The organism is Mesorhizobium sp. INR15 (genome assembly GCF_015500075.1).
Classification (GTDB): domain Bacteria; phylum Pseudomonadota; class Alphaproteobacteria; order Rhizobiales; family Rhizobiaceae; genus Mesorhizobium.
This window is the reverse complement of record NZ_CP045496.1, coordinates 4,022,108-4,047,027: the sequence shown is the minus strand read 5'-3', so window position 1 is coordinate 4,047,027 and position 24,920 is coordinate 4,022,108. Positions and strand designations below refer to the sequence as shown.

General features: G+C 61.7%; 25 protein-coding genes and 1 tRNA gene. 7 read left to right on the top strand and 19 right to left on the bottom strand.

The features are described from left to right. Positions 1-5 precede the first annotated feature (5 nt). Positions 6-977: a patatin family protein gene (locus GA829_RS19710; RefSeq protein WP_195179738.1), complete on the top strand. Its 972-nt coding sequence runs from the start codon at positions 6-8 to the stop codon at positions 975-977. Positions 978-980: 3 nt separating this feature from the next. Here the strand turns inward: GA829_RS19710 and recJ are convergent, their stop codons facing one another. The 8 genes from recJ to GA829_RS19670 all read right to left on the bottom strand — a co-directional run bounded on the left by recJ (position 981) and on the right by GA829_RS19670 (position 8,160). After that, positions 981-2,765, bottom strand: a complete 1,785-nt coding sequence (recJ, locus tag GA829_RS19705; protein WP_195174354.1) for a single-stranded-DNA-specific exonuclease RecJ — start codon at positions 2,763-2,765, stop codon at positions 981-983. Between the two features lie 98 nt (positions 2,766-2,863). Next, positions 2,864-3,088, bottom strand: coding sequence for a DUF6434 domain-containing protein (locus GA829_RS19700; protein ID WP_195174353.1), 225 nt, complete (start codon positions 3,086-3,088; stop codon positions 2,864-2,866). Between the two features lie 90 nt (positions 3,089-3,178). Next, the gene (glpX, locus tag GA829_RS19695; protein ID WP_195174352.1) at positions 3,179-4,162 is read right to left on the bottom strand and encodes a class II fructose-bisphosphatase; all 984 of its coding nucleotides are present in this window, start codon (positions 4,160-4,162) and stop codon (positions 3,179-3,181) included. Between the two features lie 245 nt (positions 4,163-4,407). Next, complete coding sequence (locus tag GA829_RS19690) at positions 4,408-4,575, bottom strand: Thivi_2564 family membrane protein (RefSeq protein ID WP_195174351.1); 168 nt, start codon at positions 4,573-4,575, stop codon at positions 4,408-4,410. Between the two features lie 70 nt (positions 4,576-4,645). Continuing rightward, positions 4,646-5,005: a hypothetical protein gene (locus GA829_RS19685; RefSeq protein ID WP_195174350.1), complete on the bottom strand. Its 360-nt coding sequence runs from the start codon at positions 5,003-5,005 to the stop codon at positions 4,646-4,648. A 135-nt stretch (positions 5,006-5,140) separates the two neighbouring features. Beyond that, positions 5,141-6,454 carry a homoserine dehydrogenase gene (locus GA829_RS19680; RefSeq protein WP_195174349.1) on the bottom strand — a complete coding sequence of 438 codons (1,314 nt, stop codon included), beginning with the start codon at positions 6,452-6,454 and terminating at the stop codon, positions 5,141-5,143. A 49-nt stretch (positions 6,455-6,503) separates the two neighbouring features. After that, positions 6,504-7,721 (bottom strand): LL-diaminopimelate aminotransferase, encoded by a 1,218-nt coding sequence (locus GA829_RS19675; RefSeq protein ID WP_195174348.1) that lies wholly within the window; start codon positions 7,719-7,721, stop codon positions 6,504-6,506. 46 nt (positions 7,722-7,767) lie between these two features. After that, entirely contained in the window at positions 7,768-8,160 is a 393-nt protein-coding gene (locus GA829_RS19670; RefSeq protein WP_195174347.1) for a hypothetical protein, read from the bottom strand. A gap of 98 nt (positions 8,161-8,258) precedes the next feature. Between GA829_RS19670 and phaC the strand changes: the two genes are divergently transcribed. From phaC to GA829_RS19655, 3 genes are all read left to right on the top strand, one after another. Beyond that, positions 8,259-10,094 carry a class I poly(R)-hydroxyalkanoic acid synthase gene (gene phaC, locus GA829_RS19665; RefSeq protein WP_195174346.1) on the top strand — a complete coding sequence of 612 codons (1,836 nt, stop codon included), beginning with the start codon at positions 8,259-8,261 and terminating at the stop codon, positions 10,092-10,094. Positions 10,095-10,309: 215 nt separating this feature from the next. After that, entirely contained in the window at positions 10,310-11,578 is a 1,269-nt protein-coding gene (locus GA829_RS19660) for a YcbK family protein (protein WP_195174345.1), read from the top strand. Between the two features lie 406 nt (positions 11,579-11,984). Beyond that, positions 11,985-12,059 (top strand) — tRNA-Glu (locus tag GA829_RS19655). Between the two features lie 597 nt (positions 12,060-12,656). On the opposite strand, the gene GA829_RS19650 is transcribed toward GA829_RS19655, so the two are convergent. From GA829_RS19650 to GA829_RS19630, 5 genes are all read right to left on the bottom strand, one after another. Further along, positions 12,657-12,947, bottom strand: coding sequence for a hypothetical protein (locus GA829_RS19650; RefSeq protein ID WP_195174344.1), 291 nt, complete (start codon positions 12,945-12,947; stop codon positions 12,657-12,659). Positions 12,948-13,649: 702 nt separating this feature from the next. Then, entirely contained in the window at positions 13,650-13,964 is a 315-nt protein-coding gene (locus GA829_RS19645; protein WP_258051792.1) for a DUF6074 family protein, read from the bottom strand. A 115-nt stretch (positions 13,965-14,079) separates the two neighbouring features. After that, positions 14,080-14,376, bottom strand: coding sequence for a DUF982 domain-containing protein (locus GA829_RS19640; RefSeq protein ID WP_195174343.1), 297 nt, complete (start codon positions 14,374-14,376; stop codon positions 14,080-14,082). A 147-nt stretch (positions 14,377-14,523) separates the two neighbouring features. Next, on the bottom strand, positions 14,524-14,760 hold the full coding sequence (locus GA829_RS19635; protein WP_195174342.1) for a hypothetical protein: 237 nt from the start codon (positions 14,758-14,760) through the stop codon (positions 14,524-14,526). Between the two features lie 117 nt (positions 14,761-14,877). Then, on the bottom strand, positions 14,878-15,270 hold the full coding sequence (locus tag GA829_RS19630) for a hypothetical protein (RefSeq protein ID WP_258051791.1): 393 nt from the start codon (positions 15,268-15,270) through the stop codon (positions 14,878-14,880). Positions 15,271-15,497: 227 nt separating this feature from the next. Here GA829_RS19630 and map point away from each other — a divergent pair, with 227 nt between their 5' ends. Then, positions 15,498-16,325: a type I methionyl aminopeptidase gene (gene map, locus GA829_RS19625; RefSeq protein WP_195174341.1), complete on the top strand. Its 828-nt coding sequence runs from the start codon at positions 15,498-15,500 to the stop codon at positions 16,323-16,325. 87 nt (positions 16,326-16,412) lie between these two features. Here the strand turns inward: map and GA829_RS19620 are convergent, their stop codons facing one another. The 4 genes from GA829_RS19620 to GA829_RS19605 form a co-directional block, all read right to left on the bottom strand. Then, on the bottom strand, positions 16,413-16,790 hold the full coding sequence (locus GA829_RS19620) for a nuclear transport factor 2 family protein (protein ID WP_195174340.1): 378 nt from the start codon (positions 16,788-16,790) through the stop codon (positions 16,413-16,415). Between the two features lie 151 nt (positions 16,791-16,941). Next, positions 16,942-18,210 carry a cytochrome P450 gene (locus tag GA829_RS19615; RefSeq protein WP_195174339.1) on the bottom strand — a complete coding sequence of 423 codons (1,269 nt, stop codon included), beginning with the start codon at positions 18,208-18,210 and terminating at the stop codon, positions 16,942-16,944. 154 nt (positions 18,211-18,364) lie between these two features. Next, positions 18,365-19,390, bottom strand: coding sequence for an amino acid ABC transporter substrate-binding protein (locus GA829_RS19610; protein ID WP_195174338.1), 1,026 nt, complete (start codon positions 19,388-19,390; stop codon positions 18,365-18,367). A 128-nt stretch (positions 19,391-19,518) separates the two neighbouring features. Continuing rightward, positions 19,519-20,361, bottom strand: coding sequence for an isocitrate lyase/PEP mutase family protein (locus GA829_RS19605; RefSeq protein WP_210337680.1), 843 nt, complete (start codon positions 20,359-20,361; stop codon positions 19,519-19,521). Between the two features lie 111 nt (positions 20,362-20,472). On the opposite strand from GA829_RS19605, the gene GA829_RS19600 reads away from it, so the two are divergent. Next, the gene (locus GA829_RS19600; RefSeq protein WP_195174337.1) at positions 20,473-21,378 is read left to right on the top strand and encodes a LysR family transcriptional regulator; all 906 of its coding nucleotides are present in this window, start codon (positions 20,473-20,475) and stop codon (positions 21,376-21,378) included. A gap of 31 nt (positions 21,379-21,409) precedes the next feature. On the opposite strand, the gene GA829_RS19595 is transcribed toward GA829_RS19600, so the two are convergent. After that, positions 21,410-21,784, bottom strand: coding sequence for a hypothetical protein (locus GA829_RS19595; RefSeq protein ID WP_195174336.1), 375 nt, complete (start codon positions 21,782-21,784; stop codon positions 21,410-21,412). A 217-nt stretch (positions 21,785-22,001) separates the two neighbouring features. Between GA829_RS19595 and radC the strand changes: the two genes are divergently transcribed. Then, a complete protein-coding gene (radC, locus tag GA829_RS19590) occupies positions 22,002-22,760 on the top strand; it encodes a RadC family protein (protein ID WP_195174335.1) in 759 nt (252 codons plus the stop codon). 480 nt (positions 22,761-23,240) lie between these two features. On the opposite strand, the gene GA829_RS19585 is transcribed toward radC, so the two are convergent. Further along, entirely contained in the window at positions 23,241-24,863 is a 1,623-nt protein-coding gene (locus GA829_RS19585; protein ID WP_258051790.1) for a GMC family oxidoreductase, read from the bottom strand. Between the last annotated feature and the right edge of the window lie 57 nt (positions 24,864-24,920).

The following is a 24,920-nucleotide window of genomic DNA, read 5'->3' as shown; positions in this document are numbered from 1 at the left end:
TCATGATGCTCGAGTGGGCGTCATTGCGTAACAGACCAGATGTCAGGGAGGCCAACGGCCTGTCCTCATCCGGCGGCGCGTCCGAAACGAAGCCCGCAAAGAAATCAGCCATTTCGCTCGCCTTAGGTGGCGGCTGTGCCCGAGGCTGGGCGCATATTGGCGTGCTGCGCGCGCTCGATGAGGCCGGCATCGAAGTCTCGATGATCGCCGGCACGTCGATCGGCGCGCTGGTCGGCGGCTGTTATCTCGCCGGCAAACTGGATGAGCTTGAAGACTTCGCCCGCAGCCTGACCAGGCGGCGCATCTTTGGCCTGCTTGATCTCAACCTGCGCGGCAGCGGCCTGTTCGGCGGCATGAAGCTCGATGCCCGGCTTCGCGAACACGTTGCCGGCATTCGCTTCGAGGATCTGCCCAAGCCGTTCGTCTGCGTCGCATCGGAAATCCGCACCGGCCATGAAGTCTGGCTGTCGAGCGGCTCGCTGATCACAGCGATGCGCGCTTCCTATGCTTTGCCCGGCGTCTTCGAGCCCGTGAACTGCAACGGCCGTGTGCTGGTCGACGGCGCATTGGTCAACCCTGTGCCGGTTTCAGTCTGCCGCGCCCATGAGCAGCCGCTGGTCGTGGCGGTCAACCTTCACTACGACCTGTTCGGCCGCGCCGCCGTGATCAAGCACAGCGCTGGCGAACTGGTCATCGAGCGAGACGCGCCGAGGCCCGGCCAGGCCGATCCCGAGCGCCAGTCGCGCGAAACGCGGCTCGGCATCACCGGCGTCATGGTCGAGGCCTTCAACATCATCCAGGACCGCATTTCACGCGCCCGGCTTGCCGGCGATCCGCCTGATATGTCGCTTCAGCCCAAGCTCAGCCATATCGGCCTGACCGAATTCCATCGCGCCGACGAAGCGATCAGCCTCGGCTATCAGGCGACGATGGCGCAGATTGGCGAACTGAACCGGTTGCAGGCGGTTCTGGCCTGAACGTCAGGCACGCGCCGCGTCGGTGATACGGAACTGCACCGTGCGGTTGCCGTTCCAGTAATTCCCCGACAGCGAACCGGCGACATGGATCGTCTTGCCTCGGTTCTTGAACAGAAACTCGCCAAGCGCAGTGTCGACGGCGCGAAAGGCGATGGCCTGGATGCGGCCACCGCTCTCCGACTGCAGGTCGACGCGGATGTGATTGGTGCCGACAGGCCGCGCGTCGGCCAGCCGGTGGCGCGGCAGCACGAAGACCGGCGCGACATGCCCGGCGCCGAACGGCCCGGCTTTTTCCAGAGCATCAAGCAGGTTGAGCGTCGCGCCTTCAGCGGCCAGCGCACCGTCGATCGCCAGGCTTTCCTCATCCTGCAGGCGGAACACATCGGCGGCGGCACGTTCCTCGAAGAACGCCCTGAGCTCGCCGAGCTTCGCGCGCTCAACCGTGATGCCGGCCGCCATGGCGTGGCCGCCACCCTTGACAATCAACCCCGCATCAGCGGCCTCACCAACCAGCCGGCCGAGGTCGAAGCCCGATACCGAGCGGCCGGAGCCGGTGCCAACGCCATTGGCGTTGAAGGCAATGGCGAAGGCCGGCCGGCGTGCATGATCCTTGAGCCGCGAGGCGAGCAGCCCGACAATGCCCGGATGCCAATTGTTGCTGGCGGTGACGATGATGGCCGGGCCGTTGCCGCCGGCCAACTCGGCGTCGGCTTCGGCACGTGCCTGCGCGAGCATTTCCTGCTCCATCGTCTGCCGTTCCTGATTGAGCTGATCCAGGGTCTCGGCGATGGTGCGGGCCTCGACCGGGTCATCGGTCGCCAGTAGCCGGCTTCCAAGGGCCGCGTCACCGATGCGCCCGCCGGCGTTGATGCGCGGACCAATCAGGTAGGCCAGATGGAAAGTGCTGATCGGTTCGCCGATGCGTGACACCCGGGCGAGTGCGGCCAGCCCCTCGTTCTTCTGCTGCCGTGCCATTTGCAGCCCCTTGACCACGAAGGCACGGTTCACGCCGATGAGCGGCACGACATCGCAGACAGTGGCAAGAGCCGCCAGATCAAGCAGGGAAAGCAAATCCGGCGGAGCCAGATCGGCTTGGCGGCCACGCAGCACCTTTGCAGTTTGCACCAGGGCCAGGAACACCACGCCGGCGGCACAAAGGTGACCCTGCCCGGAAAGGTCATCGTCGCGATTGGGATTGACGACCGCGTGGGCCGCCGGCAACGCCCCACCGACCTGGTGATGATCGAGCACCACGACGTCAGCGCCAACGGCCCTGGCGGCGTCGATGGAAGCGGCACTGTTGGTGCCGCAATCAACCGTGACGATCAGCGTCGCGCCTCGCGAAACCAGTTCGCGCATGGCATCCGGATTGGGACCATAGCCCTCGAAAATGCGGTCTGGAATATAGATTTCGGACGGCACCGAGAAATGCGTCAAGAACCGCTTGAGCAACGCCGATGAGGCTGCCCCGTCGACATCATAGTCGCCGAAAATCGCCACCTTCTCCCGTGCCAGCACAGCGTCGGCGATGCGGCTGGCAGCCTTGTTCATATCGGTTAGCGATGCCGGATCGGGCAGAAGGTCGCGGACAGTCGGATCAAGGAATCGTTCCGTCTGTTCGGCGGTGACGCCGCGCCCGGCAAGCACACGCGCAACGATGTCGGGCACCCCATGGCCTTGCGCGATGGCCAGCGCCATCATGTCTTGCCGCTCGGTCAGCCGGTGTTCCCACGAAACACCTGTTGCCGACTGCCGGACATCAAGGAAGAGACGTTTTTCGCCGGTCATACCGTTTGCCAACTCATCTGTGGCCGCAGGATAGGCCAAAGGCAGGCAAAGCCAAGCGGTTCGCGTTCGTGCGACGTGACAGGAGACTTCAAGAAAAACTACGCTTTCCGCTTTTCGGCATCGCGCCGACGCCATTCGTCGGCTGCGTCACCCATCGTCTTGTCCATGCCGTCCTTGAGCCAGGCCATGAACGACCGATCGAACCTGAACGCGCCGCCGCATTCCTTGATGAAAAAGCGCCGCACATTCTGGGTATTGCGATAGGATTTTGTGACGACGGTGGCACGCGAAATCGGATCCGCGTGCCAGTCGATCGATTTCATCTTCACATCCCTCACGGCCACATCATGCGATGCAGCCACAGGGCTAACAACTGCGACGCTGGTCCGCAAGCATCGCGCCGGCGCTTGAGGCTAGAACTTCTCCAGATCCTGATGCCGCGCCTTGATTTCGCGCACGGTCCGCGAAGACGAGCGCAGCACGATCGTATGCGTTGTGATGTAATTCCGGCCGAACTTGACGCCGGCGAGCATATTGCCGTCGGTGACGCCGGTCGCTGCAAACAGCACGTCGCCACGCGCCATGTCTTCCGTGCGATAGACGCGCTTGGGGTCCGATATGCCCATCTTTGCCGCGCGGGCGACCTTTTCGGGCGTGTCGAGGATCAGCCTGCCCTGCATCTGACCACCGGTGCAGCGCAAGGCTGCGGCAGCGAGCACGCCTTCGGGCGCGCCACCGGTGCCAAGATAGATATCGATGCCGGTCTCCTCCGGGTCGGTGGTGTGGATGACGCCGGCTACGTCGCCGTCGCCGATCAGCCGGATCGCGGCACCCGTGGCGCGCACGGCGTCGATCAGCTTGCCGTGACGTGGCCGGTCGAGGATGCAGGCGGTGATCTCGGAAACAGTCACACCCTTGGCCTTGGCCAGGCTGGCGATGTTCTCAGCCGGCGAAGCATCGATGTCGATGACGCCGTCGGCATAGCCCGGACCGATGGCGATCTTGTCCATGTAGACATCGGGCGCGAACAGCAGGCTGCCCTTTTCCGCGATCGCGATGACCGCAAGCGCGTTGGGCAGGTTCTTGGCGCAGATCGTCGTGCCTTCGAGCGGATCGAGCGCGATATCGACGGCGGGGCCTTTGCCGGTGCCGACCTCTTCGCCGATATAGAGCATCGGCGCCTCGTCGCGCTCGCCTTCGCCGATCACCACGGTGCCCTTGATGGAGAGCCGGTTGAGCTCCTGGCGCATGGCATCGACGGCGACCTGATCGGCGGCCATTTCGTCACCGCGTCCACGCAGCCTGGCAGCGGCGACGGCGGCCCGTTCGGTAACCCGCACCAGTTCCATGGTGAGTATCCGGTCAAGACCGGCAATGATGTTGTGGGCCACATTCATCTGGTGATTTCCTCGTTGGCATGCGGCCTCCCGCCGGAGGCGCGCCTCTTTTGTCAAACGAGCATGACAACGACAAGACCTCCTAGAGGTTTTATCGAAAAGTGAGCAATATCAATCGATTAAATCGCGGAGCTAAAACAGGTACGGCCCTGCTCTATCGAGCCGGGCCGTACTGAAAAGTGAAGATATCGCAGAGTGTTGCCTTCGGTCGGCTGGGTGCGGCCCGACGCGTTACCGCCCTAGGCCTAGAAAACCGCGAGATATTTAAGCAGCGAAATGATGCCGATGATGATGACAATGACCTGAACGATCTGCCGCATCTTGGCGTCGAGCGGCAGACGCTGCACCAGATAGAGAACGAGAATGATGACAAGGAATGTGATCAGGATGCCGACCAACATGGATGAAGCCATAGTGTCCTCCTAAAAATTATATGATGAAAACAGGAAGTGAGCCGGAAAAGCCGGCTCTACGGCCGCGTGGTCAATACCAGCGGCGCGATGTGTCGTTGTTCATCGACTGGCCAATGGCAAGGCCGGCCAGAAAACCGAGCAGACCGATGACGCCGACCACGGCTGTCGTCGTGCCGGGGTTTTCCCGCGCTACGTCCGAAACGGCCTGAGCCTGGTTGCGTAACTGCTGTGCGGTTCGCGACGCACGTGCTGCAGCGGTGTCATAGAGGTCCGAGGCCTGCTCGCTGGCGTCGTCAATCATCTCCGCACTGCGTGCCGAAATACTCTTGTTGATCTTGGTGATCTCCTTGCGCAAATCAGCGATCTGCTTTTCCAGAGTCTTCTGGATATCGCCGATGTCAGGGAGGTCGGATTTATTGGTATCAGCCATTGAGCGGTTCCTTTGGTTGCTGCCAAAGAGAACGGCGCCGGCGCGAATTCGTTCCGGCCGTTCGTGGCGGCTCACCATCCGATCAGCATCTGTCAAGCCGGACGGGAGCCTCGCCTTCGCGCCCGCCGGCGAAAGCTACCCTGCCCGCTCGATGCGGATGACCTGCGGCTTGTCGGTCAGGTGACCGTCCTTGGTGATGCCGTCGACGGCCTTGCGCACAGCCGCCTCGGTAGTCTCATGGGTGACGAGGATCACCGTCTTCTGCGCCTCTGTCTCGCCGCTGACCGCATGCTGGACGATCGATTCCAGCGAAATGTCGTTGTCGGCCATACGCTTGGCGATTGCCGCGAACACGCCGATGCGATCATGCACGGTCAGCCGGATGAAGTAGCCGCCGGCATGGCTGCGCATCTGCGCCTTCTTGTAGGGTCTCAGTTCCTTCGCTGGCAGGCCGAAGACCGGACCATGCTGGAAGCCAGGCCGGCTCTTGGCGATGTCGGCAATGTCGCCGATGACGGCCGAGGCGGTTGCGTTGCCGCCGGCGCCGGGGCCGGAGAGCAGCAGCTCTCCCAGAATATCGGTCTCGATCGCCACAGCGTTGATGACGCCATGAACCTGCGCGATGACCGAGGCTGTCGGCACCATCGTTGGATGCACGCGCTGCTCGATGCCGCTTTCAGTGCGCTGCGCGACACCCAGAAGCTTGATCCGGTAGCCAAGATCGGCGGCTGCACGGATGTCCGCCTGGGTGATGTTGGAAATGCCTTCCATATAGATGTCGTTGGCGGCGATCCTGGTGCCGAAGGCCAGGCTGGTCAGGATCGACAGCTTGTGCGCGGTGTCCTGACCCTCGATGTCGAAGGTCGGGTCGGCCTCGGCATAGCCCAGGCGCTGCGCGTCCTTCAGGCAGGCGTCGAAGGAAATGCCTTCGGCCTCCATGCGGGTCAGGATGTAGTTGCAGGTGCCGTTGAGAATGCCGAAGACGCGGGTGACCGAATTGCCGGCCATCGCCTCGCGCATCGTCTTGATGACAGGGATGCCGCCGGCGACCGCCGCTTCGTAGTTGAGCAGCACGCCCTTTTTCTCGGCGATCTCGGCCAGCGACACGCCATGCTTGGCCAGCAGCGCTTTGTTGGCGGTGACGACATGCCGCCCGGCTTCGAGAGCCGCCTTCACGGCGGAACGCGCCGCGCCCTCGTCGCCGCCGATCAGTTCGACGAAAACGTCGATATCGGCGCTCTGCGCCAGCTTGATCGGATCGTCGAACCACTTTGCCGCGCTGAGATCGATGCCGCGATCACGCTTCTGGTCGCGGGCCGAAACGGCGGTGACGACGACATCGCGACCGCATTGCCGGGTTAGTTCCGCCGCCTTGTCGCGCAACACGCGCGCCACCGAGGCACCGACTGTGCCGAGACCGGCAATTCCAACACGCAATGCTTCAGCCATGTCCGGCGACGCCCCTCAAAAAGTGAATCAAATGAAATGAAGTCGGCGCTTAACGATGGGCGGAGAGCGGCACGACGTTGTTGGGCTGCTTGGCGCTGGTCGCCAGGAAGCGCTTGATGTTGCGCGCCGCCTGCCGGATTCGATGCTCGTTCTCGACTAGGGCAACGCGCACGAACTCGTCGCCATGCTCACCAAAGCCGACACCAGGCGCCACCGCGACGTCGGCATGCTCGATGAGCAGCTTGGAGAATTCGAGCGAGCCGAGATGCCGGAACTGTTCCGGGATAGGCGCCCAGGCAAACATCGAGGCCGCCGGCGCAGGAATGGTCCAACCAGCGCGGCCAAAGGCATCGACCATCACGTCGCGGCGCTTGTGATAGATTTCGCGCACTTCGGCGATGTCGGCGCCATCGCCGTTCAGCGCGTGTGCCGCCGCCACCTGGATCGGCGTGAACGCACCATAGTCGAGATAGGATTTTACCCGGGTCAACGCCGAGATGAGGCGCTCGTTGCCGACGGCAAAGCCCATGCGCCAGCCGGGCATGGAGAAGGTCTTCGACATCGAGGTGAATTCGACACAAACATCGATCGCGCCCGGCACCTGCAGCACCGATGGCGGCGGATTGCCGTCGAAATAGATCTCGGAATAGGCAAGGTCGGACAGGATGATGATGTCGTTCTTCTTGGCGAAAGCGACCACGTCCTTGTAGAAATCGAGCGAGGCGACCAGCGCCGTCGGGTTCGACGGATAGTTGAGGATCAGCGCCAGTGGCTTCGGGATCGAGTGACGGACGCCGCGCTCGAGCGCCGGGATGAAACCGTCATCCGGTTCCACCTGAAGCGAGCGGATGACGCCGCCAGACATGATGAAACCGAACGCGTGGATCGGATAAGTCGGGTTCGGACAGAGGATCACGTCGCCAGGCGCGGTGATAGCTTGCGCCATATTGGCGAAGCCTTCCTTGGAGCCCAGCGTCGCCACGACCTGCGTATCGGGATTGAGCTTCACGCCGAAGCGGCGGGCATAGTAGGCGGCCTGCGCGCGGCGCAGCCCAGGAATGCCGCGCGACGAGGAATAGCGGTGCGTGCGTGGATCACGAACGACCTCACATAATTTGTCGACGATGGCCTTGGGGGTCGGCAAGTCCGGGTTGCCCATGCCGAGGTCGATAATGTCGGCGCCGCGCGAACGGGCGCTGGCCTTGAGCCGGTTGACCTGCTCGAAAACATAAGGCGGAAGCCGGCGGACCTTGTGAAATTCTTCCATGGCAGTTCCAGACATCGACGGGAGGCGTTGGGCGCGCGCTATATACTTATTTGCAGGTAGGGTCGAGGGCGGGGTCGCATTTGCCTTCAATCTGCTTCAGCGTGTCACCGCCATGTTTTTTCGCCAGCGAGGTCAACGCGGCCTGGTTCGCAGTCTTCGGGCTGCCGCCCTTTGATCCCTGCGACCGCTCGTCCGACTTCAGCTGCGCCAGCTTGGCGTTCCTCTCGGCGTCGGTGAATTGTGGCGCAGCGACCTGCGGCTTGATGTTCAGATTGGGAAAAGTGCCGGTGTCCTTCGGACCCGTGTCCGCGCCCGCCAGCGTCGAACCATTGGTATTGGTGCTAGAACAACCAGATATGGCCAGGAACATAATCGCCGCGCTGATGCGGCAAAAACGTCCAGCCCCGAAAAAAACAGTCTCGCCAATATTAATCGTCATATTGTTTCCTTGGCAGCCGAGGTAGAGCGGGATTGGACCCGGTCGGATGTCCCATGATAATATGTCAAGAAAACGCTTCGGGAGGAACCCCGCGAACCATGTCCAAAACACCCGATTCGGGCAAAACGGAAGATGACGAGCCTTCGACCGTCGAGCAATATCTGGTGAAGGACCCGGAGCGCTTCGCCCTGAACATGGCGCGCATGATCGAGCAGGCCGGCAAGGCGGCCTCCGCATGGGCCGAGCCGCGCGAAAAAGGCGAGGTGCGCGACAGCGTCGCCGAGCCGTTTGTCGACATGGTGAAGACCTTCTCGAAGCTCAGCGAATACTGGCTTTCCGACCCGCAACGCGCGCTGGAGGCGCAAACGCGGCTGTTCTCCGGCTATATGACAGTCTGGGCCAACGCCATCCAGCGCACCGGCAATGCTGCGGAGACCACCGAAGACGCGGTCAAGCCGGAACGCGGCGACAAGCGCTTCCTCGATCCCGAATGGGGCCGCAACGCTTTCTTCGATTTCCTGAAGCAGGCGTATCTCGTCACCTCGCGCTGGGCGTCCGATCTGGTCGAGCACGCCGAAGGTCTGGACGAGCACACCCGCCACAAGGCCGGCTTCTACGTCAAGCAGGTGTCCAACGCCATCTCGCCGTCGAATTTCATTCTCACCAATCCGGAACTGTTTCGCGAGACCGTCGCCTCCAACGGCGAGAACCTGGTGCGCGGCATGAAGATGCTGGCCGAGGATATCGCGGCCGGCAAAGGCGACCTGAAACTGCGGCAGGCGGACTATTCGCCGTTTGAGATCGGCAAGAACATCGCCACGACGCCAGGCAAGGTGGTCGGCCGCAGCGATGTCGCCGAGATCATCCAGTATGATGCCTCGACCGAGACGGTGCTGAAGCGGCCGCTGCTGATCTGCCCGCCATGGATCAACAAGTTCTACATCCTCGATCTCAACCCGCAGAAATCCTTCATCCGCTGGGCGATCGAGCAGGGTCACACGGTGTTCGTCATCTCCTGGATCAACCCGGACGAGCGCCACGGCGCCAAGGGCTGGGAAGCCTACATCAGGGAAGGCCTCCAATACGGCCTCGACACGATCGAGCAGGCCACCGGCGAGAAGGAAGTCAACGCGATCGGCTATTGCGTCGGCGGCACGCTGCTGGCCGCGGCGCTTGCACTGATGGCTCGGGAAGGCGACGGCCGCATCAAGTCGGCGACCTTCTTCACAACGCAGGTCGACTTCACCTATGCCGGCGACCTCAAGGTCTTCGTCGACGAGGAGCAGATCGCGGCGGTCGAGAAATCCATGAACGAAAAGGGCTATCTCGACGGCACCAAGATGGCGACCGCCTTCAACATGCTGCGGTCGGGCGACCTGATCTGGCCCTACGTCGTCAACAACTACATGCGCGGCAAGGATCCCCTGCCATTCGACCTTTTGTATTGGAACGCCGATTCGACCCGCATGGGCGCGGCCAACCATTCGTTCTACCTGCGCAACTGCTATCTCGAAAACAACCTCTCGCAAGGCACGATGGAACTGGCCGGCCGCACCGTTTCGCTCGGTGATGTCACCATTCCGATCTACAACCTCGCCTCCAAGGAAGATCACATCGCGCCGGCACTTTCGGTGTTTCTCGGCTCGAAATATTTCGGCGGCAAGGTCGATTACGTGATGGCGGGATCAGGCCATATCGCCGGCGTCGTCAACCCGCCCGCCTCGAACAAATATCAGTACTGGACCGGCGGCACGCCGGTGGGCGATTTTGACCAGTGGTTCGCCAAAGCCAAGGACCACGCCGGCTCCTGGTGGCCTCACTGGCAAAGCTGGATCGAGGCCAAGGACGGCACCCGCGTGCCTGCGCGCAAACCCGGCAAGCATATGAAAACCTTGGGCGATGCGCCCGGCAGCTATGTGAAAGTGCGTGTGTAACGGACTGTAATGTCTGGTGAGTTGACGGCCCGGCAAAAGCGGGCGAAATGGTGTCGTCAACCATCCAGAAGCTGCAAATCGACCACTGTTGCAAAAATACTTCCAGGCTTGCGGATTTGACACAGGTCTCGTTTCCGGATCGGAGACAAAGGTGACTTTGACGTAGACGTCCAACGTTACGCCAAGGACATACCGGCCGGACATCGAGGGGGAATTTGACTTTGAAATCTGCAGGATTGAGCCTTGCGAAGGGAGAGCGCCGCGCCATTGTCGCAGCACTCTGCTCGTTGCTCCTGGCCTCCTGCACATCGGCCGGCGACCCAACCATGTCGGTCGGCATGCCCGGCTACAATGCCTCCGCTTCCGACATAAGAGCCGCTTCCAGCGTCAAGCCTGTCGCCATGGTCGATTCGTCGTCGCATATGACGTCAGGCCCGCAGATGACCATGACCGCCGAGGGCGATGCGGCACTTCCCGACCAGGTCGCCTATGTGCCGATGGCCAAACCCGAAGCCGCCTTCCCGCTAACAACGCCGGAAGGTGCCACAACCATCGCCGGCAACACGCCTCAGTCGCTGACACAGCCGACGCAGACAGCCCAGCAAACCGACGCGGTGGCCGAAAAGATCGCTGCCGCGGACGCCGGAGTGACCGCGCCGAAGCCGGCAGCGCCCGCCCCCGCGATGGACAACCCGGTCTATGTGACCGCTGGCGAGATGCCGCAGGCCGACGCCCCGAAGAAAAAGGGCTTTCTCGCCTCGTTCTTCGGCGCCACCCCGGCTACTGCCAAGCCGGCGCCACTGATCAACACGCGCTCCGGCGAACAGCCTGTTGTCACGCAGGCCAAACCGCAGCCAGCAGCCAAGCCGATCATCACGCTTGCCTCGGCCGGTTCGGCGCAGAAGCCGGTGCAACTGGCTTCGATCGGCGGCGATGCCAACCATATTACCGGCAGTGACGCCTTGCCCGGCGTTCGCCAGACCGCCCTGTTCGAGATCAAGCGCAAGTCCGGCCTCGATGACGAGAGCGATGTCGACCTCAACGAGGACGAGGGTTCGGGCGGCTCCTATCAGGTCGCCTCCGCCGCCGGCATGGCGCGGCTGGCGCCGAATGGCCTCCTGAAGCAGAACGAAAGCGTCGACGTGGCCTGCCTGAAGCCGTCGCTTGTGCGCGTGCTGAAGACGATCGAGGGCCACTACGGCCGCAAGATGACAGTGACGTCAGGCTATCGCGACCCGGCCCGCAACCGCCGCGCCAACGGCGCCAAGAATTCGCTGCACATGTATTGTGCCGCTGCCGACATCCAGGTCCCCGGCGTCTCCAAGTGGGAGCTGGCAAGCTATATCAGGACGATGCCCGGCCGTGGCGGCGTCGGCACCTACTGCCACACCGAATCCGTCCATGTCGACGTCGGCCCCGAACGCGACTGGAACTGGCGCTGCCGCAGGCGCAGCGGCGGCGGTGATGGCGGCGGAGACGGCTAACGAGCAACCGGCGTGAGGCGGCCTGTTGGCAGCCGACATCGTTGCGGTCGACTATCTCAAACATCCGAGATTGGCTGAAGCCTCCCCGCTGGTCGTCCCAGAACGCAGCAGGAGCGAAGGTCCGTCGCGGAGGCCTTGGATCCCATGCCGTGATCCTGGCCGAAGCGCGCGGCGGAGCAGAATTCTGGACCGCTGCGACGCTCGGGAGTCGCGGTATGGATTCGAAGTCCGCGCCGGGTCGCCGCGCTCCTTGCTTCGCCCGGAATGACGAAATGATGCGGCACTCCGCGAATGTGCGGCAGCGGCGAAACCCCTTGTTTTCAAAGGCCGAAAAAAAGTTGTCCAGGGCGGCAACTAACGGGTTGCCGGTAGCGCTCAACGCCAGTATAAGCCGCTTCGTCTGAGCGCGCCCATCGTCTAGCGGTTAGGACACCGCCCTTTCACGGCGGTAACAGGGGTTCGATTCCCCTTGGGCGTACCAGAAAATTCCGACGGTTTCCTGCCGATCTAAAGCTGATGCATCCGATGCGCGGTTGCCAGAATCGAAAAGGAAACAACTGCGCCCGGGTATTCGACGGCTGCAGAACAAGCCGCATTTGAGGCTGCCGGCGCCGAGTTCATCCTGGAAAATGGCGGCGGCGCGGGCGTTAGGCTGAAGAAGGCGTGATCTGGTCAAGCGCTCGGGGGAGCCGTGTTGTCCATTCCTATGGCCCGCTGCCAGTGCGTCACCTCCGGCAACGGGCCATAAGGTTCGGCGGGTGGAGGACACCGACCAAGGCAGGGAGTGCCATCCGCTGCCGGCAGTGATTGTAGATAGCCTTGGCTCGATCAGCGACTTACGGATTCGTAAACTAATGCTGCCGCCCTTCGGAGAAGCCCACTTGCGCTCGGTGGAAGTTGCGCAAGTATTGGCGGTATGGCCGGAGGGACACAACGCCATCAGCTTGGAAATTTCGTTTCTTTTTTACTGTCGTTAGCGCGAGTGCCGCAGATGCCCAAACACTTCAGATCATCGAAAACCATCGCCTATGGCTTGTAGCCCGCGCTCCAGTGCACATTCCTTCCCAGGCGAAACCCGCTAAGTCTTTTGAATGTTTTGAGCTTCGAATGTTGTCTCTTGGGGTGGCGAGGCGAAGCCGCCCTTGATGCCCTTGCTCATCGTGGGCATAAGGGTTCCATCACGAAACTTCTCCCAGCTCTCTTTTGAATCGTGGATCGCAACGATCGTCCAGCCACTGGCGGACGGCCCCGCGGCGTGGAACGTCTGGCCCTTTGGCAGCGCCCCGCCTGCTGGATGCACAGCAGCGAGCGAAGCCTCATATTGCGACTTTGTCCCACCCGGAAAGTGGTGGACTATCCCGTAAGCCATCTTTTTCCTCCATCGTGACGTTTGAGCCTGGTCCCCTTTTTAGGCGTCTTTTGTTGCATTAGCGAATCCTCATATTCCATTAACGCCTTCAGGCGACATGTTGAGCGGCCCGGTTGTGAACAGATAGCTGGTTAAGCTGGGTTGCTGGATGGTGACTGCTAAAAGACATCCCGGCCGCCAATCTCAGTGACCAAGAACGTCAGCACACGCGTCTAACTTTACAAATCCGTAAGTCGCCGATCAAACCCAAGCCGGGTTACGAATGCAGCCGGCAGCGAGCGCCCTGCTGCCCGGCGGGACCCGCTTTCCCGCCATGGCCCGCTGCCGACCCCCAAGGCTTACCCCCGGCAGCGGGCCTAGCGTAGTTGATGCCATCTGGACTCTTTGCGCATGCAATCGCATTCCCCTGCAGAGGAGTAAGGACGCGGGCAAAGTCCAGCATACTTACCGGCAAAGGCTCTCAGGTCCGGGCGAGCTTGCCATGGGAGGCGGCGAACACCGATCTTGTGCCACTTCTGTTCAAGCTGAGACCAGCGTTGACGTTGATGGCCTATTCGGCTGCTGCCGCTTCTTGGAGAGCGGACGCATCTCAAACTGAAGTGGTGCAAATAAGGTATGTCGTCGCCACTTTAGTGCAACGTCACAAAAGACGGCCGTCATTTGCAGCTGTCTGACCGGTAGGATTTTCCGGCAATACTTTCTTCAAGCGGAAAGAACTGGTGCCGAGCTAGCAACCAAACCAGCCGACATCTCCATCTGCACCGCAAGGAAGAACCTACGAACCTCGTCACTGGCTGCTGCCCTGTCCCTGCCCGATCCGACAATGAGGTCGAGCAATTCCGACGCCTTGGACCTCCAGAACGAGGTCGCGGTGTCGCCGTGCAGAGTGTCGAGCGTCGCGGCAACCTCCCGGACCAAGAAGATCTGACGGTCAATCGGGAATGCACGCACTTTATCTGGGGACATATCTTGAACCATGAGACTGACGCAACGAATCAACCATTGCTGAACAATCACTGGCGTAGCCGCGAAGGTGGAAACGGAAGCTTAACGGCGCCAAGATCGGCGCCGCTCCATGGTCGGCGAATTTCCTGCATGATCCTGCACAGGCTGGTCTAGAACGATCCGCCTCTCAAGGCTGCAGCGTTCTCGCCTCGCCACCGCGCTTGCGCGAAACCATCATGTCCTTGGCCATCAGCCGCGAAACCCGGCAGAACGCCATGAAGGCGCGGCAGGCATCTTCTGTCTTGACCACATCGACGGTCGCGCCGAAGCAGGCGTTGAAGGCTTTCTGGTAGACCGGACCCTGCCGGCTCGCCGGCCAGTCCTGAAGAAAATCGAGCGCCTGTTCGACGCCGTAGATTTCTTCGACTGGCAGACCGGGGGCGGGCGCGATGCGCACCGGCACCTCGAATTGCAGTCTGTCCATTCCATATCTCCCGAACTGGCGTCACCGAAGCAACGCCGTTTGTCATGAAAAGTTGCTTTGACCCGCTTCTCGCGCGGAAATGTGTCGTCACTGCGTCACCCCTGCGGCCTGGCGGCCACAGCGCCGGCCAGTCACTGGTTGGCGGGGTCACTGGTTCGCCGGATCGGTCTCCGCCTCGTAGGCCATGCGGACGACCGTGATCAGAACGAACAGCGTCGGCATGGCGAAAATACCGCCAAGAATGAGGGCTACCGTTGCCGTCAAGCCGAGCGTCGCGGCGACCGCCCAATAGACGGTTCCGATGCAGATCAAAGCCTTGATGGAAAGGAACAGGGCGGCCGAGACGGCACATGACAGGGTTTTGAATGTCTTGATGCGTTGCATATTCAATATTCCGGAAAACGACGCGCTACGCGCCGGTGCGCGGCCAACAGCCGCCGCACGGGTCGCGGCGCGAACAAGGTATTGATGAGGGTGGAGTGCGGCCGGGAGCCGGCTGGATCAGGCCGTGGGTGGCGCGCGCGGCTGGTTGGCGCTCGCTTGCGGGGCGGACACTGTCTCAAAGGCGGCGCCGGAATCGGCGGGCAACGCCCGGCCAAGCAAAAGGAAAACGGCTTCTGGCGGCAACAAAGCGGGATTGCCGCTGGCGTACTTGACCAGCACCGGTCGACCGGCCCGAACTTCAAGCGCCTGCGCCTTGCCGGTGATCCGCAGCAGCGCCGCTGCTTCGCCGTGCCGCTCCAGGCTGATGCTGGCGCCGCCCGACGCGGCGCCTGAGACAGTTGGAACATCAGGCTGCCCCAGGCACAGCAGCGCCAGCAGCACCAAGCCCATCAGCGATGAGCATGCTGCCTTGATCGGCGTGTCGAACCACCTGGTGCGCTTGACCGTCATGAAAGGCGGCATCTCCAGAAAATCTCGATCGGCCCTACCCCATTGCGGCAGGAAAGGAAAGAAATCCGAGCTAAGCCGCCAAAACGCTGGCTGATATGGCGTCAATATCTCGACTGTTGCGGCCTCTCGGGCAGTTCTTCCTTGAACCTTTGGCCTTCAGATGCCAAATCTGGGAAGATTTTCACGCCGGCTCATTGTAAGAGCCCTACCCGGCAAGACGGACACGAATGGTCACCTATCTCGACGCCGCGACGGCACCGCTCAGAAACACCGGCCAGATCCGTCTTTATGGCGAAGACGGCTTTGCCGGCATGCGCAAGGCCTGCGACCTCACGGCGCGCTGCCTCGACGAACTGGTGCCGATGGTCGAGCCGGGCGTCACCACCGACACCATCGACCGCTTCGTCTTCGAATTCGGCATGGATCATGGTGCGCTGCCGGCGACACTCAACTATCGCGGCTACACCAAGTCGTCCTGCACCTCGATCAACCATGTCGTCTGCCATGGCATTCCCGACAACAAGCCATTGAAGGATGGCGACATCGTCAACATCGACGTCACCTACATCCTCGATGGCTGGCATGGCGACTCCTCGCGCATGTACCCGGTCGGCACGATCAAGCGCGCCGCCGAGCGCCTGCTCGAGGTCACTCATGAATGCCTGATGCGCGGCATCGAGGCGATCCGCCCGGGCGCCCGCACCGGCGCCATCGGCGCCGCCATACAGACTTTTGCCGAAGCCGAGCGCTGCTCGGTGGTGCGCGACTTCTGCGGCCATGGCGTAGGCCAGCTGTTCCACGACGCTCCCAACATCCTGCACTATGGCAGCGCCCAAGAGGGCGTCGAGATGCGGCCCGGCATGATCTTCACCGTCGAGCCGATGATCAATCTCGGCCGGCCGCATGTCAAAGTGCTGTCGGATGGGTGGACTGCGGTGACGCGCGACCGCTCGCTGTCAGCGCAGTATGAACACACGATCGGTGTGACCGAGACGGGCTGCGAGATCTTCACCCTGTCGCCGAATAAACTCGACCGCCCCGGACTGCCGGCCTAGGCGCCATTCTGGAGAACGCGCGAGTCAACCTTCCGTCCTGGATTGCGTAAAAACAATGGGATGGCAGACCGTGGCGATGTCCTACGGCTATCGCCTGGCAGCGCCCGACGCCGAAAGCGGCCCGAAAAATCCGACAACGCGATTAAGCGTTCCAGCCTCCGTGAATTCCACGAAGTCGATGCCTTCGGGCAGTGAAGATCCATCGGCGAGGATCATTTTCCAGGTGAACCGCGCGACCGAATGATGAGCGTCGACGGCGCTCGTGCGTTCGATATGCGAGCCGGGATAGTGCGCCAGCACCTGGCCGATATGCGCTATCAACTCGGACCTGCTGACAAGATGCGCGGTTGGATCGGTGTAAGTGGCGCGCTCGGCCCAGACCGGCTTCAGGATTCCATCCCGCCGGATTGGATCCGCCTCGCCCCAGGCCGCGCAATAGATATCGACCACATTGTCCCGGTTCATGGCGGCTTGCCTCTTCTGACCCTCTGCCCTCAAAGTCCGGGCAGGAGAAATAGAGACCGGATATGGGAACACGAGGCCACGCTGGCAAGCAGAGTTTGTTCCAGGAAAATCGGTCCAACCCCAAGGCGAGCCAAGAACCATCGCGGATATCCTAGGCGTTGAAAACCGGCATGCGGACATGGGCGGAGGGCCTGTAAGACACACGCTTTTCCAGTCCGTTGAGCCCTACCCCTCGCTCAAGCAGATGGTTCAGAGCAACTTCAGCGATCGTGGTCGCCAGCTGGACGCTCGGGCACGCATGCACGCCCGTTCCGAACTCCAGATATTTGCGGTTTTCGCGGAAAATATCGAAACGATCGGGATCGGGATTGAGCGCCGGATCGCGGCTGGCCGCCGCCAGCGTGACGATGATCATGTCGCCCGCCAACATCGGCTGCCCCGCGACAATGCCGCCCTTGTCCACGAAACGAAGGGTGCTGTGGGTTATCGGATCGTGGCGCAGCACCTCATGAACGGCTTGGCCGAGCAGTGTCCGGTCACCACGAACAGCTGCCAGGACATCAGGATGCCGCGCCAGTGCGACAAGGGTCGAGCCGATCAGCGCGGCGGTTCCGGCGAAACCTTGCGCCATCAACCCGATGCCATTGGCGATCACCATCTCCGCATCTGGCTTGCCGGAACGGGCCGCCTGGCGCGCAAGCGCCCCAAAGAGCGAGCCGTCATCATCGCTTGGCGCCTCGAACAGATCACGGAACAGGCGAAGAAGCATGGCGGAGCTTTCGGCGCCGGCTGACATGATATCGGAGCTTACTGGAGGAACACCCGTAACAGCCGATGCCGCCGCCGTGCCGTAGTCGCCCATCCAGCCTGCTACTTCGGCAAAGCTGACGGCCGGAATGCCCAGCAGGCTCATGATGACCTCCGCCGGCAGCGTGTAGATGAATCGCGTCAACCGCTCATCGTCCATCTCCGGCCCAATAGTCGCGGCCAGGTCCGTTGCCAGATTTTTGGTGAGGTCAGCGACCCGACGGTCGCTCAACCCTTCGAGGGCCGACGCCACCGTACTCTTCAAAGGACAATGGATTTCCCCGTCGTTCATCCGCACGAGACGGCTGAATATCTCGGCGACAGGCGTGCCGGCCATCGGCTCGGGCACCGGGTTGCCCGCCGGCCTCGTCAGGCAAAGCGGGCTGGTCAGCACAGCGTTCACCGCCGCCGCGCTGACCGCGATCCACGGCCCCGTGGGTCCTTCCCGATAGATCGGCGCGCCCGCCACCAGCCGCGAATAGAACGGATAGGGGTTGGGGTGCGCCGCTGCTGCCCGCACATGAGCCGGCTCCTGCGCAACCTCATTGGACAGAGCGGAGTTGCCGCTCGTGGGATGGGTCACCTCAGCTCCGGCCTTCCGTCTTTCACTCATCACGCCTGGTTCTCCTTCGCACTGGTGGTGGCGGGATCGCTTAGCTGGCCAGCCCCCGCTCGTCGAATGTGTAGTTTCTTTGGTGCCGATAGATTTTCTTGATGGGCTCGGTGTCCTCGTGTTCGCCGTCGGCGAATCACCCTTCCCGCTTCGGTCAGCGAAGCGGCGGCGCATACTGGAGGCCGCCATTGCTCCACAAAGTGTTGATGCCGCGGGCGATCTTCAGCGGGCTTCCGGAGCCGACATCGCGGTCGAAAACCTCACCATAATTGCCGACATGTTTGATGATGCGGGCGACCCAGTCACTTTCGAGACCAAGGTCCGCCCCCAGCTTGCTGTCGGCCTCCTGGCCAAGCACGCGCTTCACCTCGGAATTGCCGTTGACTTTCATGTCATCGACATTGGCCCGGGTGATGCCCAGTTCCTCGGCCGTGACCATCGCATAATGCGCCCAACTGACGATATCGAACCATTTATCATCGCCCTGGCGCACGGCGGACCCGAGTGGCTCCTTCGAGATGACCTCGGGGAGGACGATGTGGTCGGCCGGATCAGCGAGCGTCAGGCGGACGCTGTACAGGGCCGACTGGTCGAGCGTGACGACATCGCAACGGCCGGAATCATAGGCGGAGCGGATCTCCTCGAGCTTTTCGAAGACGACCGGATTGTACTCTATGTTGTTGGCCCTGAAGTAGTCGGCGACGTTCAGCTCGCTGGTTGTGCCGGTCTGGATGCAGACCGAGGCGCCGGCAAGCTGCCGAGCCGATTTCACCTCGGGCAACTTCCTGGAATTGATCATGAATCCCTGGCCGTCATAGTAGTTCACGGCGCGGAAATTCAAGCCGAGAGCCGTGTCACGGCTGAGCGACCAGGTCGTGTTGTATTGCAGGATGTCGACCTCGCCCGACTGAATGGCCGTAAACCGCTCCTTGGCCGACAGCGGAGAGAATTTGACCGCATTGGGATCGTCGAAGATCGCAGCGGCAACGGCACGGCAGAGATCGACGTCGAGACCGGACCATTCGCCCTTGTCATTGGGAGCTGAAAACCCGGCGACGCCTGTGCTCACACCACATTTGACGAAACCCGCAGCCTTGACGTTCTCAAGCGTGCCCGCTGCTGCCGGCATTGCAAGCGCAAGCAGCGGCATTGAAAATGCAAGCTTCAGTATCCTGTTCATTCCTATTCCCCCTTTTGATGTGTTGAGCCGAGATTCTTTGATCGGAGTATCGGCTACCGATCTCCGTGTTTCGTCTTGGTGAGGCTTGGGTGGCACATGCCGGCGCGGATAGCGCCGTATTGCCGCCATCACCGCGAAAAGAGAGCGTTCAGTTCCTGCTGGCCGATCTGGTCGGCAGCGAAATCAATCGTGCCCTGATCGCACAATTCGCGGACGCTGCGGCGAACGAGACCAAGCGCGGATCGCGCTATGCTGCCGCCGAGGCTGACCCGCTTGACACCGATATCGAGCAAGACCGGCACGCTCAGCGGAACGGTTCCCCAGCCAATGACTATGTTGACCGGACCATTGATTTCACGGACCAGCGTTTTGATTGTGTCGAGGTCGTTGGGTCCGCATGGGTAGACGCAATCCGCGCCCGCCTCGAGAAACAGGTTCGCCCGCGTGATGGCTTCCTTCAATGGATTGACCGTCGGCACGAGGAATGCGTCGATCTTTGCATTGATGACAAAGGCGCCGCCTGCTGCCGTCACGGCGGCTCTCGCTGCTCTTATCCGATCGACGGCAAGGGCCTGTTCGTAAAGGCCCTCCGTGCGCGGGTTGTTGTCTTCAATGTTGCCGCCTGCCAGCCCAACCTCGATCGCCAATCTGACGGTGTCGGCGACAGCTTCGGGCCCCTCGCCATAGCCGTCCTCCAGATCGCCATTGACAGGCAAGGTAACGGCGCTGACGATTTGCCGAAGACGCTCAAACATTTCCTGGCGGGTCAGCACGGAACGCGCATCGCGAATATCGAAATCGGGCTTGCCGAGCGAAAACGCGATGCCGGCGCTGGTCGTGCCGATTGCCGGCACGCCTCCATCCGCCAGGACGATCGCGCTTCCGGCATCCCACGCGTTGGGCATCACGAAGCCGCGTTCCATCGCGTGCAGCGCCTTGAACGCGTCAGCCTTTTCAACTTGCGTGGCCACGAGCGTATCTCCTGTGCAATTCACCAGCAGGGACAACGCCTATTTGGCTTGACGCCATTCGTCCAATTTCTAATATTTGTCGACCCCATAGACCAAATTTATAGCTGAGCGATGGACACCGAGGCGCTGAACACCTTCCTGATGGTCTATCGGCAGCGCGGTTTTTCGAACGCAGCTCGCGTCTTGAACAGGACACAGCCCGCCATTTCGCATCGCATAAACATGCTGGAACAGGAGCTCGGCATGCCGCTGTTCGAGCGGATGTCCAGCGGCATCGCACTAAGCCAGGCAGGCCGTGTCCTGTTGCCCTATGCCGAGCGCGCGCTTACGGCACTTCAAGATGCCGAGGCGGCCGTGCATGCGCTCAAGACGGAGAACGCCGGCCCGCTGTCACTGGCGGTCGTGGGCACGCTCGCCAGCACCAGGCTGACCGCCATCCTGAAGCGCTTCGCACTCAGCCATCCCTCGGTGGACTTGGCGCTGCAGACGGTACGAAGCACCGAAGTCAGCGATCTCGTGCGGCGTGGCGAAGTCACCATCGGCATCCGCTACGACCGGGATCGATCGCCCGACCTGCACTATGAGTGCCTGGGCGTTGAAAGGCTTCTTGTCGTCTGCTCGACGGACCACGCCATGGCCGGCCAATCGATCGCATCGCTCAATCAACTGGTCGACGAGAGATGGATAGCCTTCCCGGAAATTCCGGGGCAGCGCGAAATCTGGGCCTCCCATGTGTTCAGCATCTTTCGGACGCTCGGACTAGGCGACGTCAACTGGACCCCTGTCGACAGCTTGACCGCGCAGAAGCGTCTGGTCGAAGCCGGCTTTGGCCTTGCCTTGATGACCGAGAGCGGCGTTGCGGAAGAGCTTGCGTCCGGGACACTCGTGACGATCAGCGTGGGTGATCTCACGCCGACCATGCCAATTTTCATTGTTACGCGCCGAGACGGATTCTTGAGCGCGGCGGCCACGAGGCTGCACGAACTTCTGAGCACGGACTACCTGGGAAACAATTGAAACGCCGAGCAAAGCGGCGGACCGGCGCGCCCTATTTCCAGGGTCTGCGTGGCCGCCAGTCTTCGTCCTCGTTTCGGTCTCGTAGCCAGCGCATGATTTCGCGGCAACCGCGCGGGCGGCCATCGCTGACGCTGCCATCCTTGCAGGGATCATAGCGCTCGCGACTTTCCTGATAGTGCTCCCTGTTATCCAGCATGCGCAGGATCTCGTCGCAACCGTGCGGCCTGCCGTCGCTGAAACGGCCATCGGTGCAGGGGTCATAGGATTGGATGAAATGAACCAGCGGCTTTTTATAGGCGCGGCTGTTGATAGGCATGGCATCGGTCGTCGGGGCTGGGGCCGCCATGGCAGGACTGAAACTGAGAAGCAGCCCGGCAGACAACAGGATACGAACGAGGCTGGGCATCTTGGTTCTCCGGATGGGTGCCATTAATGGCAACACCAAAAAGCTTGCGCGTTTCCCATTGCCGCAACATTGCGCACTCCCTTCAGCCGAATGGGAGTGACTGCTTGACTGCTATTGATTGATCGGCACGGTTCAAAAGAACTCGACCGCGTTTACTTGCCGTCCTAGTATTTTCTTTGGGATCGGCAATCCGCGGCAGGCTGGATACGGGCGGCATATGGCAACTTCAAGCGATGACGATGAGCGGAGCTTCTTCGCTGAAAGGCCCATGCCGCCGCCCGCCAAAGCCAAGGTGATCGAGCAGAAACCCGACTATCTCGGCCATCGCGACCGACTGCGCGAGCGCTTTGCTGCCGCCGGCCCGGACGCCTTGCCCGACTACGAACTGCTGGAGCTTCTGCTGTTCCGGCTGATTCCCCGCGCCGACACCAAGCCGGTCGCCAAGGCACTGCTGGCGCGCTTCGGCTCTCTGGCCGAGGTACTCGGGGCACCGGTTGGCCTGTTGCAGGAGGTCAAAGGCATCGGCTCGGCGGTGGCGCTTGATCTCAAGGTCGTTGCGGCGACCGCACAGCGCATGCTGCGCGGCGAAATCCGCGGCCGCGAACTCCTCTCATCATGGACGCAGGTTCTGGATTATTGCCGCTCCGCCATGGCCTTCGAGGAACGCGAGCAGTTCCGCATCCTCTTCTTGGACAAGAAGAACGCCCTGATCGCCGACGAGGTTCAGCAGGTCGGCACCGTCGATCATACGCCGGTCTATCCGCGCGAAGTGGTCAAGCGCGCGCTCGAACTCTCCGCCACAGCGATCATCCTGGTGCACAACCATCCCTCCGGCGACCCGACACCGTCGCGCGCCGATATCGAGATGACCAAGGAAATCGTCGAAGCCGGCAAGCGGCTGGGTATCTCGGTGCACGACCACATCATCATCGGCCGCAAGGGCTATGCCAGCATGAAGGGCCTGCTGCTGATCTGAATTCCTGGCGTCTTCCTTCGCGTCGTTTGCTCCCTGCGATAAATGAGCCGACTGCCCGGTCGGATCAACAGAAAATCGATCGCTTAGGGCTCTGGCGTAGAAAAACAGGTAATAGCGAAGATGGGATTGTCACGGGAATCGCGACGATGGAAATCGGGATCGGCGCCGTTGACCTTGACCGCCTCGGCAGGCGCGTCCTCTTGGAACTGCGTCAACCCCTTCCTTTTTCGGCATGGCTATATTGGTGGTGGCTGTTGCGGATCCGCTTCGCGGGGTCACCAGTGACGTAACGGTGGCGAGCGAGCGCGAGCGCTGAGTTGCGTCGATGTTTGACATCCAATCGATGGCAGAGACCGGTTTTCCGCAGGCAACCTAGGGCATCCCCGCCAGCATGAGTTCGGACCAATGACTGCAAAACTCCGCTAAGGGGCAGCGGAGCGTTGGACGCCAGTTGCCAAGTGAGGTCGCGCGCGGAGCGCGTCAGCTGCCTGAAAGCAACGAGCGGCCAGCGATAATATCCGCGGCTTTCTCGGCAATCATTATGACCGGCGCATTGATGTTGCCGCCCACGAGGTCGGGCATGACCGATGCATCAACGACCCTCAGTCCACGCGTCCCGCGAACCCGAAGGCTTGTGTCCACCACCGCCAACGGATCTGCCTCCGTACCCATTTTGCAGGTGCCAAGTGGATGGTGGACAGTTATCGCGGTCGCATGAATATGCTCGTCGATCTCGCCATCCGAGAATCCGGCTGGCGCGATTTCGCGATCGACATATTTCCGCATCGGCTCCTGGCGACCAATATCCCTTGCCATCCGAAGGCCGGTGCGAAGCAGCTTGCGGTCGTTTTCACTGGTGAGAAAATTCTGCAGGATCCGAGGAGCCATTCTCGGGTCATCGGTCTTCAGGCTGATATGCCCCCGGCTTTCCGGCCGTACGACGATTGCCCTCAGCGCAAAGCCGTCTTCATAGCCCCTGTAGAGAGGTCCCAGATGCGGCGTGGCCGTCATCGGCGCGGCAATAGGCTTGAATTGCAGATCAGGAATCGGGACGTCTGGGGAACTCTTGAGAAACGCCATGCTGCCTGAAGGCAGGTCGGTGGCCACGCCCTTTCCGAAGAAATATGCACTTGCGAGGTCGCGGATGATGCGATCGGCGCGCATGCGCTTGTACAACGCGCCAGCCTCGCTGCGGCGGTAGTGGACAGCGGCCGAGATGTGGTCTTGGAGATTCTTGCCGACGCCGGCAAGCTCTACCCGGGTCGACACTCCCGCGGCCCTGAGTTCGCGTGGGTCGCCGATGCCGGACAGGTTGAGCAACTGGGGTGAGTTGACGACGCCACCACACAGGATGACCTCGCGTTCGGCATGGACGGTGTGGATCGATCCGTGCCGCAGATACCTGACACCGGTGGCGCGGTCATTCTCGAATTCGACCTGGGTGGCTAGGGCCTTGAGCTTCAAGGTCACGTTTCGCCGCCTCAATGCCGGCTTCAGATAGGCGGTGGCCGCACTGCAGCGGCGGCCATCCTTGATGGTGAATTGCCATTCACCAAAACCTTCCTGCTGGGCGCCGTTGTAGTCGGGCGTGTATGGATGCCCAGCGGCGAGGCCGGCGGCTGTGAATGCCTCGACCAACGGATCCTTGAACCGCGAGAACCTGGTGGCGAGAGGACCGCCGCCGCCTCGGAAGGCATCGGCTCCTCCTTCCCACGTCTCCTGCCGCCGGAAATATGGCAAGACCTCATCGTAAGACCACCCCTGGAGGCCACTGGCGGCCCAGCGATCGTAGTCGGCCCGATTTCCGCGCACATAGGCCATTGCGTTGATCGAGGAGGAGCCGCCAATGACCTTTCCACGCGCGAACTCCATCGGCCTGTTGCCGATCTCAGGCTGCGGCTCTGAAAAGTACATCCAATCGTCCATGCGCTTGAGCAAAAGGCGTGGCCAACCCAGCGGTATGTGGATCAGCGGGTTTGTGTCCCAACCGCCGGCCTCGAGCACAAGCACGCGCACGTTTGCGTCTTCAGAAAGCCTGTAGGCCAAGGCGCAACCGGCGGAGCCGGCGCCAACGATGATGTAGTCGTATGTCTCAGCGGCCATCAAAGCGAACTTTCGTATTCTGGGAAATGGATCCCAAACCTTGTCGACGAGCCTGGC

Bases quoted from the DNA above. Each gene is read 5' to 3' on its own strand.
- recJ (WP_195174354.1), bottom strand. From the start codon at position 2,765: ATGACCGGCGAAAAACGTCTCTTCCTTGATGTCCGGCAGTCGGCAACA.
- phaC (WP_195174346.1), top strand. From the start codon at position 8,259: ATGTCCAAAACACCCGATTCGGGCAAAACGGAAGATGACGAGCCTTCG.
- radC (WP_195174335.1), top strand. From the start codon at position 22,002: ATGGCAACTTCAAGCGATGACGATGAGCGGAGCTTCTTCGCTGAAAGG.
- map (WP_195174341.1), top strand. From the start codon at position 15,498: ATGGTCACCTATCTCGACGCCGCGACGGCACCGCTCAGAAACACCGGC.
- GA829_RS19585 (WP_258051790.1), bottom strand. From the start codon at position 24,863: ATGGCCGCTGAGACATACGACTACATCATCGTTGGCGCCGGCTCCGCC.
- GA829_RS19635 (WP_195174342.1), bottom strand. From the start codon at position 14,760: ATGCAACGCATCAAGACATTCAAAACCCTGTCATGTGCCGTCTCGGCC.
- GA829_RS19670 (WP_195174347.1), bottom strand. From the start codon at position 8,160: ATGACGATTAATATTGGCGAGACTGTTTTTTTCGGGGCTGGACGTTTT.
- GA829_RS19710 (WP_195179738.1), top strand. From the start codon at position 6: ATGCTCGAGTGGGCGTCATTGCGTAACAGACCAGATGTCAGGGAGGCC.
- GA829_RS19615 (WP_195174339.1), bottom strand. From the start codon at position 18,210: ATGAGTGAAAGACGGAAGGCCGGAGCTGAGGTGACCCATCCCACGAGC.
- GA829_RS19630 (WP_258051791.1), bottom strand. From the start codon at position 15,270: ATGACGGTCAAGCGCACCAGGTGGTTCGACACGCCGATCAAGGCAGCA.
- GA829_RS19620 (WP_195174340.1), bottom strand. From the start codon at position 16,790: ATGAACCGGGACAATGTGGTCGATATCTATTGCGCGGCCTGGGGCGAG.
- GA829_RS19610 (WP_195174338.1), bottom strand. From the start codon at position 19,390: ATGAACAGGATACTGAAGCTTGCATTTTCAATGCCGCTGCTTGCGCTT.
- GA829_RS19700 (WP_195174353.1), bottom strand. From the start codon at position 3,088: ATGAAATCGATCGACTGGCACGCGGATCCGATTTCGCGTGCCACCGTC.
- GA829_RS19690 (WP_195174351.1), bottom strand. From the start codon at position 4,575: ATGGCTTCATCCATGTTGGTCGGCATCCTGATCACATTCCTTGTCATC.
- GA829_RS19675 (WP_195174348.1), bottom strand. From the start codon at position 7,721: ATGGAAGAATTTCACAAGGTCCGCCGGCTTCCGCCTTATGTTTTCGAG.
- GA829_RS19600 (WP_195174337.1), top strand. From the start codon at position 20,473: ATGGACACCGAGGCGCTGAACACCTTCCTGATGGTCTATCGGCAGCGC.
- GA829_RS19685 (WP_195174350.1), bottom strand. From the start codon at position 5,005: ATGGCTGATACCAATAAATCCGACCTCCCTGACATCGGCGATATCCAG.
- GA829_RS19680 (WP_195174349.1), bottom strand. From the start codon at position 6,454: ATGGCTGAAGCATTGCGTGTTGGAATTGCCGGTCTCGGCACAGTCGGT.
- GA829_RS19640 (WP_195174343.1), bottom strand. From the start codon at position 14,376: ATGGACAGACTGCAATTCGAGGTGCCGGTGCGCATCGCGCCCGCCCCC.
- glpX (WP_195174352.1), bottom strand. From the start codon at position 4,162: ATGAATGTGGCCCACAACATCATTGCCGGTCTTGACCGGATACTCACC.
- GA829_RS19650 (WP_195174344.1), bottom strand. From the start codon at position 12,947: ATGGCTTACGGGATAGTCCACCACTTTCCGGGTGGGACAAAGTCGCAA.
- GA829_RS19595 (WP_195174336.1), bottom strand. From the start codon at position 21,784: ATGCCCAGCCTCGTTCGTATCCTGTTGTCTGCCGGGCTGCTTCTCAGT.